The following is a 15,117-nucleotide window of genomic DNA, read 5'->3' as shown; positions in this document are numbered from 1 at the left end:
ATCAAGCAAGACTCATTACCCATTTATCTAAGGCCACAAAGATAGCTTTTTCAACTAACTCTGGGGACTGACCAGCATTAATGGTGACTGCATTTTTATCCTTTGCTACTAAAGAGAGGAAAACGGCTCGCGTACGATCAAAAAAATCAATCGCTTGCCGCTCAATACGATCTAACTCTCCGCGCCCTCTTGCGCGTTGTAAACCAAGTTCGGGATCAATATCCAGATAAAGTGTTAAGTCTGCTTTAAAGTCACCTAATGCCAACTTTTTGATCACTTCAATCAGCGCTAAATCAATGCCTCGCCCACCACCTTGATAAGCTAAAGAGGACATATTATGGCGATCGCCCACAACAATTTTTCCCGCAACTAATGCCGGTTTAATTATATGCTCAACGAGTTGCACACGGGCTGCATACATCAGTAATAATTCCGCTTTATCATCTAATTTTTCACCAGTGACTTCGATCTTCACTATATCGCGCATTTTTTCCGCCAATTCCGTGCCACCCGGCTCACGCGTATAAACAGTATCGCAGGTCGCTATATTCTGCTTGAATAACCACTTGGTTATATAAGAGACAGCCGTACTTTTGCCAGCTCCCTCAAGGCCTTCTATAACGATAAATTTACTCACTAATATTTCTGCAGCTGACTTTTTCGAAACGGGCATGTTGTTATTTTCCTAAAATATATTTTTGCACAGCATTATTATGCTCTCTTAGACTCTTAGAGAAATAAGAGGTGCCATCCCCCTTGCTCACGAAGTACAAGTATTTTGTTGTCGATGGGTGCAGCGCGGCATACAGCGCAGCTTCACTTGGCATCGCAATGGGTGTAGGGGGCAACCCATTAATACGGTAAGTGTTATAATCCGTTTCCTCACGCAAATCTTTACTGCGGATTCGTCCATCATAACGATCCCCCATACCATAAATAACGGTTGGATCGGTTTGTAAGCGCATACCAATGCGCATCCGATTAATAAAAACCGAGGCAATTTTATCGCGATCAGCTGACAAGCCACTTTCTTTCTCAATTATTGATGCGAGAATAAGTGCCTCATAGGGCGTTTTAAAAGGCAGTGTTTTATCCCTGTCAGCCCATAGTTTTTCTAATATCTGCTGCTGATTTACATAGGATTTTTTAATTATCTGAAAGGCACTCATGCCCGCACTGTAATGATAAGTTTCAGGAAATAACAAACCTTCCAATTTTTCATAAGAACTATTCAGGCGCACTAATATCTGCGCTTCAGTTTCCTGTAACGGTTTCATAAAGGGAGCGTTATTTAATATCGGTAACCACTCCTTAAACGTACTGCCTTCAACAAAAGTAATAATGAATTGATGCTCAATACCTTTATTAACGGTCATTAATATATCATTTAATGTAAAGCCCTTCTCAAACTGGTAAGTACCTGATTTTATATTGATTAATTCAGGATGTAGTTTACCCAGCACTTTCCACCAAGTCAGGTCAGAGATAATTTCTGTCTTTAACAGGTTATTACCTAAATGGTGAAAATTACTGCCATTATTAATAGTGAATAAGGTAGGTTGGTTCACCAGAGGCGTATTTAAATAACTGTTTAATTTTTTCTGACCCCAAATAACGCTGCCTAAGACCAGGAATATCAAAAAAAACAGGCTCAAGACAATCTTTTTAGTCGGCATTAAACACCTCTCCTTTCTCTACTAGTGACTGTAATTTTTGTATATGCAAAAGACTGGATTCAGGGTAACAATGGGATTGGTATTGAATAACAGGTACTATTCCCATTAATGCGTTGCTTAAGCAGACAGCTTGGGCATTTAATAGATCATTAATGGTTATCTTCATTTCCCTAATGGGCTGCCCCGCTTTGGCTGATAATTCCATAATTTGTCGACGTTTAACACCTGCAATACCAGAGCCATCAAGTTTTGGTGTCACCCAGTGATTTTTTAGTTTAAGAAAAAGATTAGCACTGCAAGCTTCAATAACGTGGCCATCATTATCACAAACGATCCCCTCAAAGGCATCTTGCGCTTCTAATTCATGTTTTATCAATATTTGCTCTAAACGATTTAATGTTTTTAAACCCGCTAATTGTCTATTAATCGCTAATTTCTGCCTGCATTGGATTACCTTTAATCCATCCCTTTGCCATTGTTGATAAAAGACCGGGTAAGGATGGACAGATAAGATACGTTGTGGTGAACTGCATCCTTGAATACTATACCCCCGTCCCCCGGAGCCTCGTGTTAGCATTACTTTAATCACAGCAAAAGGCTGCTCAGCAACCGTCTTTGCTAAATAGTGCAGTTCGCTTGATAATAATAACCAATCAACTTCAGGGAAAAAAAGCTTTTTTGCACCCAATTGCAACCTTTGCAGGTGATAATCCCACAGTTGCACAATACCACGTTCAACTTTTATGGTTGAAAATAGACCATCTCCGTAGGCTAAACCCCGGTCATCGGCTGCAATTGTTGTAGATTCAGTGCCGTTTATTAACATAAATTCAGTTCTATTAGCTATAAAAAACCCGATGTTAGAATCGGGTTATTATTTTAACTTGATTTGACAATACTAGATACGTTTAAAGATCAACGAAGCGTTTGTCCCGCCAAAACCAAATGAGTTTGACAAAGCATATTCAATATCAGCAGGACGGGCTTTGCCATCAGTAACATAATCTAAATCACAACCTTCACTTGGATTTTCCAAGTTGATCGTGGGTGGAGCAAGCTGATATTTTAAAGCCAGTACACTAAAGATAGCCTCAATTGCACCCGCGGCACCCAACAAATGCCCGGTCATCGATTTTGTCGAACTCATCATCACATCGTTAACTGCATCACCCCAAACAGTTTTTACTGCTTGATTTTCAGCCAGATCACCTGTAGGTGTAGATGTACCATGGGCATTAATATATTGAATGTCTGTAGCGTTAATTTTAGCATCTTTAATAGCATTTCTCATTGCTGCGGCAGCACCTGCGCCATCAGCTGGAGGTGAAGTCATGTGGTAGGCATCACCGCTCATACCAAAACCAACGAATTCAGCATAAATTTTTGCACCCCGCGCTTTTGCATGTTCATATTCTTCTAAAACTAATATGCCTGCACCATCACCCAGTACAAAACCATCACGATCTTTATCCCAAGGACGGCTTGCTGTTTCAGGAGAATCATTACGTGTCGATAAAGCGCGTGCAGCACCAAAACCGCCCATGCCAAGTTCTGTTGATGCTTTTTCCGCCCCGCCAACGATCATTATGTCAGCATCACCATATTGAATCATACGTGCACCAAGACCGATACTGTGCGTTCCGGTTGTACACGCAGTGGTTACCGCAATATTGGGACCTTTTAGGCCTTTATTGATTGATACATGTCCAGAGATCATATTAATGATGGTTGAAGGGACAAAAAATGGACTTATCTTACGAGGGCCACTTTTATCAAAACTCTCTTTGTTTTTCTCAATTAACCCCAAGCCGCCAATGCCGGAGCCAATAGCAACGCCAATGCGATCTTCATTTTCTGCGGTTACAACAATCCCAGCATCTTGAAATGCCTGCTCGGCAGCAGCAATGCCATACTGAATAAAGAGATCCATTTTTCGGGCTTCTTTACGCGGCATATATTCTTCGACATTGAAGTCTTTAATCAAACCGGCAAATTTCGTAGAAAACAGTGTTGTATCAAAAAAATCAATATTTGAGATACCACTTTTCCCTGATTTAACCGCTTCCCATGACTTATCGACCGTGTTGCCTACGGGTGTGATCATTCCTAAGCCTGTGATAACGACTCTTCTTTTTGACATTATAACTTCTCCTAATATGTATAAATTAGACTAAATAAATACTCATCTAATGATAAAATTTAAGTGTTAATTTAGTTAGTATAATTATCTGTTTAAACACTGTGCAATACATACACAAAAGGCGGTCAAAAGACCGCCTTTAGAAAGACTTTATCATTTAAGAACAATGATTAACCGTTATTTACAACGTAATCGATAGCTGATTGAACAGTCGTGATTTTCTCAGCTTCTTCATCTGGAATTTCTGTATCGAACTCTTCTTCAAGAGCCATTACAAGCTCAACAGTATCTAGAGAATCAGCACCTAGATCGTCAACAAAAGAAGCTTCGTTTTTAACTTCCTCTAGTTGAACACCAAGTTGTTCAACGATGATGTTTCTTACGCGTTCTTCGATATTGCTCATGTTTATTTTCCTTTGTGTATTACGCAGTTGCGCCAATGGTAATAACAACAATATATGCTATTACGTTTAATTTCGAGCATTGTACCACTAGTTAAAAATTATTTTTAAGGATATTAGTCAAAATTTGTCTAAATGCCCATTTTTTAACTACCAAATCTAAATATATAGTCGGAATTAGACCATATACATGCCACCGTTTACATGAATGGTTTCACCGTTTATATAAGCTGCGCCATCCGAGGCTAAAAATGCAACTGTTGCTGCAATCTCTTTGGGATCTCCGAGACGGCCAGCAGGCACTGCAGATAAGGTCGCAGCGCGTTGCTCATCAGTTAATGCTTTAGTCATATCCGTTTCAATAAAACCCGGTGCAACAGTATTAACCGTAATACCGCGACTTGCAACTTCACGCGCTAACGATTTAGTAAAACCAATAACACCTGCTTTAGCCGCAGCGTAATTAGTTTGTCCCGCATTGCCCATACTACCCACCACTGAACCAACATTAATAATACGGCCCTGGCGTTTTTTCATCATCGCACGGATAGCCGCTTTACTCATTTTAAAAATAGGCGTCAAGTTAGTGCCTATGATGTCATCCCACTCATCATCTTTCATGCGCATTAATAAATTATCACGCGTGATCCCAGCATTATTCACCAGTACATCCACCGCGCCATATTGTTTTTTAATATCACTAAACAGTGCAGCAATTGAGTCATTATCGGTCACATTTAAAACAAAACCTTTGCCTGTTTCAGCAAGATAGTCGCTGATCGCATTGGCGCCATTTTCACTGGTTGCCGTGCCTAAAACAGTCGCACCTAATGCAGCAAAGTGCTCTGCAATTGCGCGGCCAATACCACGACTCGCGCCCGTCACTAATACAACTTTATCTTCCATGCTCATCTTTATTCTCCTTTAACCGCAGCTAATGCTTTTTCAAGCGTCGCATTATCGTTAATAACTTGCGCAGTTAGACTTTTATTAATACGACGAACTAAACCACTTAATACTTTACCAGGGCCAGCTTCAACTTGTATTGTAATGCCATCGGATGCCATTTTTTCAACAATATCACTCCAACGCACCGGACAAAATAATTGGCGGACAAGCGCATCTTTAATTTTTTCAACATCACTTTCGGCAACCACATCAACATTATTAATCACAGCAATGTTTGGAGTATTAAAATGAATCGATTGTAATGCAACGGCCAATTTTTCCGCAGCAGGTTTCATCAAGGCACAATGTGATGGCACACTCACGGGTAAAGGCAATACACGTTTTGCACCGGCTTCTTTTAATAGGATTCCAGCACGCTCAACCGCTTCTTTATTACCCGCAATAACCACCTGGCCCGGTGAATTAAAGTTAACCGGCGACACAATTTGTCCCTCGGCAGCTTGTACACAACATTCGGCAATTTTATTATTATCTAAACCAATAATGGCAGACATTGCCCCAGTGCCTGCTGGAACAGCTTGCTGCATTAGCTGCCCGCGTAATTCAACCAATTTAACGGCATCTTTAAATTCAATCACTCCGGCACAGACTAATGCTGAGTATTCACCCAAACTATGTCCTGCAATAACAGAAGGTGTTGGACCCTTCTGCTCAGCCCAAACGCGCCAAAGTGCAACGGAAGCTGTTAATAAAGCGGGTTGTGTTTTATCTGTTTGGTTTAATATTTCCGCAGGGCCTTGTTGAACAAGATCCCAAAGATCGTAACCTAGCACATCACTTGCTTGTTTAAACGTTTCAACCACAACGGGGCAAGATTGTGCAAGCTCGGCCAACATGCCAACATGTTGAGAGCCTTGACCGGGGAAAGCAAATGTAAAGTTTGTCATTTTTTATATTTCCAGATATTGATTGATTTTTATTTATTCACATGCGCACTAGCGCTGAGCCCCAGGTAAATCCGCCGCCAAATGCTTCTAATAAGATTAACTGGCCGGGTTTTATTTTCCCTGAACGTACTCCCTCATCTAAGGCGAGAGGCACAGATGCAGCAGAGGTATTACCCTGATTTTCAAGCGTTAAAATAACTTGATCCATGGACATACCCAATTTTTTTGCGGTAGCAGTAATAATACGCTTATTAGCCTGATGCGGCACTAACCAGTCCAGTTGCTCTTTTTCGATATTATTAGCAGCCAGTGTATCAACAACGACTTGGCTTAACTTTTTAACGGCAACTTTAAAAACATCGTTACCCGACATTGATAGGTAAGCTTCATGAACTGTTTGGGCATTACCACGCTGTGGATTGGGTAATTTTAACAATTCACCAAAACGGCCATCGGCATTGATATGTGTTGATAAAATACCTTCATCTTCAGTGGCACTAATAACAACCGCACCTGCACCATCACCAAATAAAATGATAGTCGAACGATCCGTTGAATCACAAGTTGCAGCTAAGGTATCAGCCCCTATGACTAATACTTTTTTTGCACTACCGGCTTTAATAAAGTTATCAGCAGCACTTAATGCATAGGTAAAACCGGCACAAGCTGCTGAAATATCAAAGGCAGGTATATCATATATACCTAATAAATTTTGTATTTCACAGGCGGCAGACGGGAATGCATTATGGTTACTTGTCGTCCCTACAATAATCAGATCCAAATCTTCAGCGGTTAAATTGGCAGCCTCTAACGCTTGCAAAGCTGCTTCTTTACCCATAAAGGCAATTGTCTCTTGTTGATTGGCAATACGACGCTCTTTAATACCTGTGCGGGTTGTGATCCATTCGTCACTGGTATCAACCATTTTTTCTAAGTCGTCGTTGCTACGCACTGTTACTGGTAAATAGCCACCAGTACCTATAATTTTGCTATTCATGTGATAAATCATCTCGCTCTGATAATACAGTTTCTAACTTTTTTGAAATACTTGCAGGAATCTGCCATTGAGTCTCTTGTATGGCATGCTCAATAGCGCAGGTAAATGCAATTTCGTTGGCGCTGCCATGACTTTTTACAACAATACCACGTAATCCAATTAAACTTGCGCCATTATACATATCCGGATGCAAATGTTTTAATTGCTTTTTTAATATGGGTCTTAATAATTTTCCCAGCAACTTGCTGTATAAACTTGAATTTATCGCTTTATCCAGTTGTTCGCTGAAGACTCGCCCCATACCTTCACAACTTTTCAGTGCAATATTTCCACTAAAACCATCGGTCACAATAATATTAGACCTGCACGTAAATAACTCATTAGCTTCAACAAACCCGGCATAATTTATATGCTTAGTTTGCTTTAATAGTTCAGCACAATGCTGGAGCACATCCCCACCTTTATTTTTTTCTTTGCCAACATTTAAAATAGAGACACGGGGAGAATTAATTTGGTCAACCTTTTCGCAAAGCACACTGCCCATCACCGCAAAATTAAATAAAGTATGACTGTCACATTGTAAATTAGCCCCTAAATCAAGCATATAAGTATGCCCTAAATGCATATTAGGTAAAGATGAGATAAGTGCAGGACGAGAGATACCCGGTAGGGTTTTTAAAGCTTGCTTGGCGAGCAACATTAATGCACCGGTATTACCGGCACTGACACAAGCATCCACTTTACCCTGTGACACAAGTTTAAGGGCGATATGCATAGAAGAGTCTGACCTATGACGTAATGCATAAACAGGATTAACTTCCATAGATATCTCGTTATCAGTATGAATTAAACTTAAGCGAGCATGCTCTGATAGCTGGTATTTTTTTAAAACAGGGAGCAGTTGAGTGCGGTTTCCCACAATAATAATGTGTAGATTGGGGTGTAACTGAAGTGATTTTAAAGCGGCTAAAATAGGAATATGGGGGCCGACATCGCCCCCCATTGCATCGATAGCAATAGTAAGTTTAGACAATCTAATTGCTTACTGTTGGATCACTTTGTAATTGCTTACAGTTCGATCACTTTTTTGCCACGATAGAAACCATCAGCAGTCATATGATGACGACGGTGAGTTTCACCAGAAGTTGCATCAACAGAAAGTTGCGCTGGCGCAGTGAGTGCATCATGTGAACGACGCATGCCACGTTTTGAACGAGTTTTACGACTTTTTTGTACAGCCATGTTAAAAATTCCTACTGGTTACTTGTGCTTTAATTGAGCTAGAGCATCAAATGGGTTGGGACGCTGTTTCTCTTCATCAACTTCACCAAAGGTAAGTTCAAACTTACTTTGCTGACATTCTTCAATTGCATGTTTTGCAATTTGCGGAAGAGTCACTATCAGTTCATCTTCTACAACTTGATGAAGATTCACCTCACCATTTTCATCATAATAAATGGCTTCGTAGGCGTCAGGTAAATTATTTTCCTGTTCTTGGTTATGAACAGGACAGTATTTAAATTCAGCTTCACACTGATAAATCATAGGCTCATTGCACCGTTGACAAATAAGCTCTACTGCAACACTGGCTTTACCATTAAATATTCTTAGCTTTTGCTTATCAATATCAAATGAAAAAGCAGTCTTGATATCAGACTGAATACTGATTGTTGACTCTGCTAATCTGCTCAAAAGCGCTTTTGGAATTATAGCGTCTAACTCCAACTGATTTTGTGCAGCTCTAACAGGATCAACCATTATCGGTAATTTAACGTTTTGCATGGCCGCGAATACTATAGATTGCTGTCAAGATAGTCAAAGAAAAAGCGCTCTTTTTCTTAAATTTCTCGATTCTAAAGCTTAAATATTTTTTAAGCTTTAGAATCGAGAAATTTGTGCTCTATAAAGCGTTAGCAGCAGATAAAAACTTATCCCGTTCCACCTATAAATATTTATCAGCTGAATAAATTCGTCATTCATATAAAATATTTTTTAAGCTAAACTATCGCTTTATTATTTGTCTCGCCATAAAATGCGTTAACCTTAAATTTTAACAGAGAGCATTATATGTCTCAGAAACTGATCTTAGCTTCCACCTCGCCTTTTCGGAAAGAATTATTAGATAAGCTCAATCTGGTATTTGATACGGCAAAACCTGATGTTGATGAAACACCGCTGCCTGAAGAGACGGCCACTGCACTGGTTGAACGTTTAGCAATAGCCAAAGCACAAGCCATTGCGCCTGAATTTACTGACGCATTAATCATTGGATCTGATCAAGTCTGTGTGAATCAAGGGCAAATTCTTGGTAAACCCGGTAATATCGCTAATGCCTTTGCGCAATTAAAAGCCGCCAGTGGGAAGCGTATAACTTTTTACACTGGCCTTGCATTGCTTAATACTCAAACAGGTACTGTGCAATCACTGGTTGAGCCTTATGTGGTACAGTTCCGAGCATTAAGTGATCAAATGATCAACCATTATCTGGAAAAAGAACAACCTTTCAATTGTGCCGGCAGCTTTAAAAGTGAAGGTTTTGGCATTGCTCTTTTTGAATCATTAGAAGGAAAAGATCCAAACAGCCTGATTGGATTACCCCTTATATCATTAATTAACATGTTGGAAAAAGAGAATTTTCCCGTGCTAGGTTAAGTCCTTTTTACCCTAAACGTTTAACTATTTTTAATCCTTAAACGTTTAGGATATTATCCTATACTTACTAACTGCTCGTGTAACTTAGTCACCTCATCTCGAAATAAAGCCGCTTTTTCAAACTCTAAATTTTTAGCACAGGCAAACATCTGTTTTTCTGATAATGCTATCTGTTTAAGAATATCTTGTTCGCTATGTATCTGGTAATTTGCTTTATATTCAGCAACCTTACCCTGTTTTAAATTACCTTTTTTAAGGTTTTTTTGCCCCAACTGCATTACATCGTTAACTTGTTTCGACAAACCTTGCGGAATAATGCCATTTTCAATATTAAATTTATTTTGTAATTCACGCCGATCTTCGGTTACTTTGATCGCTTTTTGCATAGAGCCTGTAATACGAGCGGCATATAAAATGGCTTTACCATTTAAATTACGGGCGGCACGTCCCATGGTTTGAATAAGTGAACGTTCGGATCGCAGAAAGCCCTCTTTATCGGCATCTAAAATAGCCACCAAAGAAACTTCTGGAATATCCAGGCCTTCGCGTAACAAGTTAATGCCAATTAACACGTCAAAAATACCTAAGCGTAAATCTCTGATTATCTCAACACGTTCAACCGTATTAACATCGGAGTGAAGATAACGGGCTTTAATACCGTGCTCGTGCAAATAATCAGTCAAATCCTCCGCCATTCGCTTGGTTAACGTCGTCACTAAGACACGTTCTTTTAAGGGTAAACGGATATTAATCTCTGAGAGCAGATCATCAACCTGCGTTGTCACCGGGCGAACTTCTATAACAGGATCCAGTAAACCGGTAGGACGTATAACCTGACGTATGATCTCACCTTGAGATTTATTAATTTCATAATCGCTGGGGGTGGCTGAAACATAAATAGTTTGTGGTGCTATTTTTTCAAACTCTGCAAATTTCAAGGGCCGGTTGTCCAGGGCAGAAGGTAACCTAAAGCCATAATTAACCAGGTTTTCTTTACGAGAACGGTCTCCTTTATACATGGCACCAATTTGCGGCACGGTGACATGGCTTTCATCGATAATTAATAAAGCATCTTTAGGCAGATAATCAAACAAAGTAGGAGGTGCTTGGCCCTCGCTGCGCCCCGAGAGGTACCTTGAGTAGTTTTCTATACCAGAGCAATACCCAAGTTCATTCATCATCTCAATATCGTACAGAGTACGCTGCGAGATGCGCTGCTCTTCAAGCAGTTTATTCTGCTCAAGAAACTCTTTTTTACGCTCATTAAGCTCTACTTTAATCGCGTCGACGGCTTTAAGGATTTGCTCTCGCGGAGTAACATAATGGGTCTTAGGGTAAACGGTCACACGCGCAAGCTTATCTATTCCTTGGCCGGTAAGCGGATCAAACACTGAAATTTGCTCGACCTCATCATCAAACAACTCAATTCGTAAGGCTTCTTTTTCCGAATCTGCAGGAAAGATATCAATCACTTCACCACGTACGCGAAAGGTACCGCGACTTAGCTCGGTTTCATTACGGTTATATTGTAAATCGACTAAACGCTGCAGTATCTCACGGCTTGATATTATCTCCCCGACAGTGAGGTGCAGCATCATTTGCAAATAAGCGGTTGGATCACCCAAACCATAGATTGCTGAGACGGAAGCCACTAAGACGACATCTTTACGTTCTAAGAGCGCTTTGGTCGCAGAAAGGCGCATCTGTTCAATATGCGCGTTAATAGCCGCATCTTTTTCGATAAAAGAATCTGAACTGGGTACATAGGCTTCAGGCTGATAATAATCATAATAGGAAACAAAATATTCGACGGCGTTATTGGGAAAAAATTCTTTCATTTCACCGTATAACTGTGCAGCAAGTGTTTTATTGGGCGCAAGAATTAAGGTCGGACGGTTAAGCTTTGCAATCGCATTCGCTAAGGTAAATGTTTTACCCGATCCCGTCACACCCAGCAATGTCTGAAAAGCGAGACCAGACTTAAGACCATTAATTAATTGTTCAATGGCTTGGGGTTGGTCACCGGCAGGTGAGAATTGAGAAACAAGTTGAAAGCGTTTATCCATCTATCACCTCTTACTTAACCTAAATATCTTAATATTACCCCATAATAGACCACAGCAAAATAGTTAATAACAGTTTAAAAATTCAGTCTGTATCAATGCCAACCAAGATACTGATTACTCCAGCTTACGTTGCCTGTAGAAAAGGGGGGCATGGCTAAAACAAAAAAACAGTGAAAATGATGCTTTAGCAAAAAAAAACATTGCCTACCCTGCTTTTTAGTCACTTATCTGTTTGGCATATGGGCTGTTTTAGCGATTTTTGGCTATTTTAAATAAGCAAATAAAATAGATAACAGATCCATAAAAGTATTATCTGAGAGAACTTTTAATGTAAACAGGATAGATATCGCGTTTAAATAATCAAGAATAAAATCAATTACTTTCTTTGTATGTCAATCATTTTTTTATTTTTAAGTAATAATAATTAACATTTAAATATTGACTTTATAACAATTCAATTTTTATTAACTTATGACGAAACGCCCCACTAACAATGCATTTGACATTTTCAACTCATTGTTTTTATTATATAATTTATTTTGTTCGTTTTTACTGCAATGTAATAAAAACCAAGTAATGATAAGGCCTACAGGCTGCTTTTACAAATTTCCCCACAGAGTTATCCACAGAAAAAGTGGATAACCATTCTAAAGCGAGAGACCATAAGGCTTGTAGTACCAAATCAAGTAAAGAAAAAAGATCTCAAATAAACGATCTTTAAATATTTTGCGGTATTTAAAAAAAAACATAAAATACTCAATAACAATAAGGCTGGCTAATAAATAACACCTAATGACATAAAATAGATCTTAATCTATATTTTAAACACCTTATTTTAAACACCTTATTTTAACAATTAAGATACAAACTATTCAAAAAACAGTTCGCTTTTTTATTTAAAAACAGCATAAATTAAACTGATTTGCTATCATCTTTATTTCACTTTTATTCACCAGTAGGAATATCCGTTATGATTCACACATGGTCTAAAAAAATCCGTTTTTTCACATTAGTATCAGCGGCCTTTTTTTTATTTTCTTGCAGCAATGTCCCAAATACCATTCAGATTCAACCTAAAATTTCCACTGAAAAAAATATACCCGCGATTAATAGCAATATCACTTGGTCACTGAGCAGTCAAGATCGACGTATTGCGCACTATTTAATTGAAATAAGCGCAGGTGACGGCCTTGCAACACTGGTCAATGAATCAAACAGTAGTCGTCTGATTATTCAGCAAACTTTAAATGAACAATGGGTGGCTCAGGGATTAAACCTTTCTCCTAACAATGATTACAAAATAGATGTTCAGCTCATTAAATTACTCGCAAAAGTCAAACAGTCCACCTATAAGCATAAAATAAATTCTGAGGTGGTTATAAAAATCCAACTTAAATCGAATAACAAAACATTCAGCAAAACATTTAATTCACACACAGTGTCAGAAGCTCCCCTTAATGCCGATGGTGTAAAAATAAGCGCACAACTTAATAAGCAGTTATCACTATTGTTAACTGAAATAGTGATAGATCCAGAACTTAATACCAAGCTGCAAAAATTCTAATTTATATCAATACAAGGAAACACCATGAAACACTTAATATCTATTTTTCTGCTCTTTCTTAGCTTCTCTGTATTTTCAGACGAAAATCCAACTGTTTTAATGGAAACATCCCAAGGCCCCATTATTATTGAATTGTATCCAACACTAGCCCCCAAAACAGTGGACAATTTTTTAAAATATGTACAAACAGATGGTTTTAAGCAAACTACCTTCCACCGTATTATTAATAATTTTATGATCCAGGGAGGAGGTTTTGAGGTGTCTGGAAAAAAAGCGGTCACTTTTGCAGCAATAGAGAATGAATCCCGCAATGGTTTAAGCAACAAACGCGGCACCATTGCCATGGCAAGAACCAACAATCCGCATTCTGCCACTCGCCAATTTTTTATTAATCACAATGATAATCATTTTTTAGATGCACAAGATGAACGCTGGGGTTACAGTGTATTCGGCAAAGTGATTAAAGGGATGGAGGTTGTCGATAAAATAGCAATGGTCAAGACAGGCGCTGGCGATAAACCCATTCAGACTGTTATTATTAATCGCATCTCAGCAGGTAAAAAATAAGTATAAAGAATCAGCACTTAAGTAAGTGCTGATTGGAAATTTTTTATACTCAAAGCAGGGAGTTAGCAAACTAACTCCCTGCTAGTTTAGTATAATGGACATTTAAAAATTATCTGTTTTTAGGTAAGGTGATATTCACTTCTAATACAGACATGTCATCTTCGGCATTATCTGAAAATTCACATTTAACATCATCATTTGATATCTTCATAAATTTTCGAATCACCTCAATAATTTCATTTTGCATTTCAGGTAAATATGCCGGGCACACTGCATTTGAATGCTCGTGCGCAACGATAATTTGCAAACGATCTTTCGCTAATTTTGCACTGCTTTTTTTTGGTATATCACTTCTGAAATATCCTAACAATCCCACACTAACCTCCAAACATACGGCTTAAAAAACTTTTTTTCTCATAGTTGACAAAACGAAGCTCACGTTCAATCCCTTGTAAACGATCTACTGCATCTTGGTACGCTTTTCCTGCATCGCTATCTTTATTAAGGATAATAGGTTCACCTAAATTTGAAGCGCTTAACACGTCTTTGGATTCAGGAATAACACCCAATAATTCAAGGCCTAATAAATCATTAATATCTTCGATACTGAGCATCTCTTCTCGCTGAACGCGTTCTGGGCAATAACGGGTAACTAAAAGATGTACTTTTACAGGGTCAAGTTGTTGTTCTGACCGGTAAGATTTACTGGATAACATTCCAGTGATGCGATCTGAGTCTCGCACCGATGAAACTTCAGGATTGGTTGTAACGATAGCTTCATCTGCAAAATAAAGTGCCATCATAGCCCCCTGCTCAATCCCTGCAGGTGAATCACAAATAATGTACTCAAATCCGTCCGCTTTTAGTGTATTGATGACATTCGCAACTCCCTCTTTGGTTAATGCATCTTTATTGCGGGTTTGCGAAGCGGGTAAGATATAAAGATCATGAATTCGTTTATCTTTAACTAATGCCTGCTGAAGGTTTGCTTCTCCGTTTATCACATTAATAAAATCGTAAACAACTCGACGTTCGCAGCCCATAATCAAATCCAGATTACGCAGCCCAATATCGAAATCAATAATAACGGTTTTTGCTCCCGTCATTGCAAGCCCGCTACCAATTGCAGCACTGCTTGTTGTTTTACCGACACCACCTTTTCCTGATGTTACGACAATTACTTTCGTCATTATTATTC

At 38.9% G+C, this 15,117-nt stretch carries 17 protein-coding genes; 3 read left to right on the top strand and 14 right to left on the bottom strand.

The genetic code is table 11. From position 1 onward, the window contains the following. Position 1: 1 nt before the first annotated feature. From tmk to yceD, 11 genes are all read right to left on the bottom strand, one after another. Positions 2-673, bottom strand: a complete 672-nt coding sequence (gene tmk / locus PING_RS05795; protein ID WP_011769496.1) for a dTMP kinase — start codon at positions 671-673, stop codon at positions 2-4. 4 nt (positions 674-677) lie between these two features. Beyond that, positions 678-1,676: an endolytic transglycosylase MltG gene (gene mltG / locus PING_RS05790; RefSeq protein ID WP_011769495.1), complete on the bottom strand. Its 999-nt coding sequence runs from the start codon at positions 1,674-1,676 to the stop codon at positions 678-680. Beyond that, positions 1,666-2,502 (bottom strand): aminodeoxychorismate lyase, encoded by an 837-nt coding sequence (pabC, locus tag PING_RS05785; RefSeq protein ID WP_011769494.1) that lies wholly within the window; start codon positions 2,500-2,502, stop codon positions 1,666-1,668. Before pabC ends, mltG begins: the two co-directional genes overlap by 11 nt. Positions 2,503-2,574: 72 nt before the next feature. After that, the gene (gene fabF / locus PING_RS05780; protein ID WP_011769493.1) at positions 2,575-3,816 is read right to left on the bottom strand and encodes a beta-ketoacyl-ACP synthase II; all 1,242 of its coding nucleotides are present in this window, start codon (positions 3,814-3,816) and stop codon (positions 2,575-2,577) included. Positions 3,817-3,986: 170 nt separating this feature from the next. Further along, a complete protein-coding gene (gene acpP, locus PING_RS05775) occupies positions 3,987-4,220 on the bottom strand; it encodes an acyl carrier protein (protein ID WP_011769492.1) in 234 nt (77 codons plus the stop codon). A gap of 174 nt (positions 4,221-4,394) precedes the next feature. Then, positions 4,395-5,129, bottom strand: coding sequence for a 3-oxoacyl-ACP reductase FabG (gene fabG / locus PING_RS05770; RefSeq protein WP_011769491.1), 735 nt, complete (start codon positions 5,127-5,129; stop codon positions 4,395-4,397). A 2-nt stretch (positions 5,130-5,131) separates the two neighbouring features. Beyond that, positions 5,132-6,073: an ACP S-malonyltransferase gene (gene fabD / locus PING_RS05765; RefSeq protein ID WP_011769490.1), complete on the bottom strand. Its 942-nt coding sequence runs from the start codon at positions 6,071-6,073 to the stop codon at positions 5,132-5,134. Positions 6,074-6,110: 37 nt separating this feature from the next. Continuing rightward, entirely contained in the window at positions 6,111-7,070 is a 960-nt protein-coding gene (locus PING_RS05760; RefSeq protein WP_011769489.1) for a beta-ketoacyl-ACP synthase III, read from the bottom strand. After that, on the bottom strand, positions 7,063-8,103 hold the full coding sequence (gene plsX / locus PING_RS05755) for a phosphate acyltransferase PlsX (RefSeq protein WP_011769488.1): 1,041 nt from the start codon (positions 8,101-8,103) through the stop codon (positions 7,063-7,065). Before plsX ends, PING_RS05760 begins: the two co-directional genes overlap by 8 nt. 35 nt (positions 8,104-8,138) lie before the next feature. Further along, the gene (rpmF, locus tag PING_RS05750; protein ID WP_011769487.1) at positions 8,139-8,312 is read right to left on the bottom strand and encodes a 50S ribosomal protein L32; all 174 of its coding nucleotides are present in this window, start codon (positions 8,310-8,312) and stop codon (positions 8,139-8,141) included. Positions 8,313-8,330: 18 nt separating this feature from the next. Continuing rightward, complete coding sequence (yceD, locus tag PING_RS05745) at positions 8,331-8,852, bottom strand: 23S rRNA accumulation protein YceD (RefSeq protein ID WP_011769486.1); 522 nt, start codon at positions 8,850-8,852, stop codon at positions 8,331-8,333. A gap of 285 nt (positions 8,853-9,137) precedes the next feature. On the opposite strand from yceD, the gene PING_RS05740 reads away from it, so the two are divergent. Then, entirely contained in the window at positions 9,138-9,722 is a 585-nt protein-coding gene (locus tag PING_RS05740) for a Maf family protein (protein ID WP_011769485.1), read from the top strand. Positions 9,723-9,775: 53 nt separating this feature from the next. On the opposite strand, the gene uvrB is transcribed toward PING_RS05740, so the two are convergent. Then, positions 9,776-11,788 carry an excinuclease ABC subunit UvrB gene (gene uvrB, locus PING_RS05735; RefSeq protein WP_011769484.1) on the bottom strand — a complete coding sequence of 671 codons (2,013 nt, stop codon included), beginning with the start codon at positions 11,786-11,788 and terminating at the stop codon, positions 9,776-9,778. Positions 11,789-12,758: 970 nt separating this feature from the next. On the opposite strand from uvrB, the gene PING_RS05730 reads away from it, so the two are divergent. Further along, on the top strand, positions 12,759-13,352 hold the full coding sequence (locus tag PING_RS05730; RefSeq protein WP_011769483.1) for a YajG family lipoprotein: 594 nt from the start codon (positions 12,759-12,761) through the stop codon (positions 13,350-13,352). Positions 13,353-13,376: 24 nt separating this feature from the next. After that, positions 13,377-13,919 carry a peptidylprolyl isomerase gene (locus PING_RS05725; protein ID WP_011769482.1) on the top strand — a complete coding sequence of 181 codons (543 nt, stop codon included), beginning with the start codon at positions 13,377-13,379 and terminating at the stop codon, positions 13,917-13,919. Positions 13,920-14,028: 109 nt separating this feature from the next. Here PING_RS05725 and minE read toward each other — a convergent pair whose 3' ends face one another. Further along, positions 14,029-14,295 (bottom strand): cell division topological specificity factor MinE, encoded by a 267-nt coding sequence (gene minE, locus PING_RS05720; protein ID WP_011769481.1) that lies wholly within the window; start codon positions 14,293-14,295, stop codon positions 14,029-14,031. Position 14,296: 1 nt separating this feature from the next. Continuing rightward, positions 14,297-15,109: a septum site-determining protein MinD gene (minD, locus tag PING_RS05715; protein ID WP_011769480.1), complete on the bottom strand. Its 813-nt coding sequence runs from the start codon at positions 15,107-15,109 to the stop codon at positions 14,297-14,299. Positions 15,110-15,117 lie beyond the last annotated feature (8 nt).

This window comes from Psychromonas ingrahamii 37 (assembly GCF_000015285.1).
In the GTDB taxonomy this organism is placed as follows: domain Bacteria; phylum Pseudomonadota; class Gammaproteobacteria; order Enterobacterales; family Psychromonadaceae; genus Psychromonas; species Psychromonas ingrahamii.
This window is presented reverse-complemented; position numbering and strand designations above follow the sequence as displayed.

What these genes read in the sequence shown, in the direction of transcription:
- tmk (WP_011769496.1), bottom strand. Translation starts at nt 673, where the DNA reads ATGCCCGTTTCGAAAAAGTCAGCTGCAGAAATATTAGTGAGTAAATTT.
- mltG (WP_011769495.1), bottom strand. Translation starts at nt 1,676, where the DNA reads ATGCCGACTAAAAAGATTGTCTTGAGCCTGTTTTTTTTGATATTCCTG.
- pabC (WP_011769494.1), bottom strand. Translation starts at nt 2,502, where the DNA reads ATGTTAATAAACGGCACTGAATCTACAACAATTGCAGCCGATGACCGG.
- fabF (WP_011769493.1), bottom strand. Translation starts at nt 3,816, where the DNA reads ATGTCAAAAAGAAGAGTCGTTATCACAGGCTTAGGAATGATCACACCC.
- acpP (WP_011769492.1), bottom strand. Translation starts at nt 4,220, where the DNA reads ATGAGCAATATCGAAGAACGCGTAAGAAACATCATCGTTGAACAACTT.
- fabG (WP_011769491.1), bottom strand. Translation starts at nt 5,129, where the DNA reads ATGAGCATGGAAGATAAAGTTGTATTAGTGACGGGCGCGAGTCGTGGT.
- fabD (WP_011769490.1), bottom strand. Translation starts at nt 6,073, where the DNA reads ATGACAAACTTTACATTTGCTTTCCCCGGTCAAGGCTCTCAACATGTT.
- PING_RS05760 (WP_011769489.1), bottom strand. Translation starts at nt 7,070, where the DNA reads ATGAATAGCAAAATTATAGGTACTGGTGGCTATTTACCAGTAACAGTG.
- rpmF (WP_011769487.1), bottom strand. Translation starts at nt 8,312, where the DNA reads ATGGCTGTACAAAAAAGTCGTAAAACTCGTTCAAAACGTGGCATGCGT.
- yceD (WP_011769486.1), bottom strand. Translation starts at nt 8,852, where the DNA reads ATGCAAAACGTTAAATTACCGATAATGGTTGATCCTGTTAGAGCTGCA.
- PING_RS05740 (WP_011769485.1), top strand. Translation starts at nt 9,138, where the DNA reads ATGTCTCAGAAACTGATCTTAGCTTCCACCTCGCCTTTTCGGAAAGAA.
- uvrB (WP_011769484.1), bottom strand. Translation starts at nt 11,788, where the DNA reads ATGGATAAACGCTTTCAACTTGTTTCTCAATTCTCACCTGCCGGTGAC.
- PING_RS05730 (WP_011769483.1), top strand. Translation starts at nt 12,759, where the DNA reads ATGATTCACACATGGTCTAAAAAAATCCGTTTTTTCACATTAGTATCA.
- PING_RS05725 (WP_011769482.1), top strand. Translation starts at nt 13,377, where the DNA reads ATGAAACACTTAATATCTATTTTTCTGCTCTTTCTTAGCTTCTCTGTA.
- minD (WP_011769480.1), bottom strand. Translation starts at nt 15,109, where the DNA reads ATGACGAAAGTAATTGTCGTAACATCAGGAAAAGGTGGTGTCGGTAAA.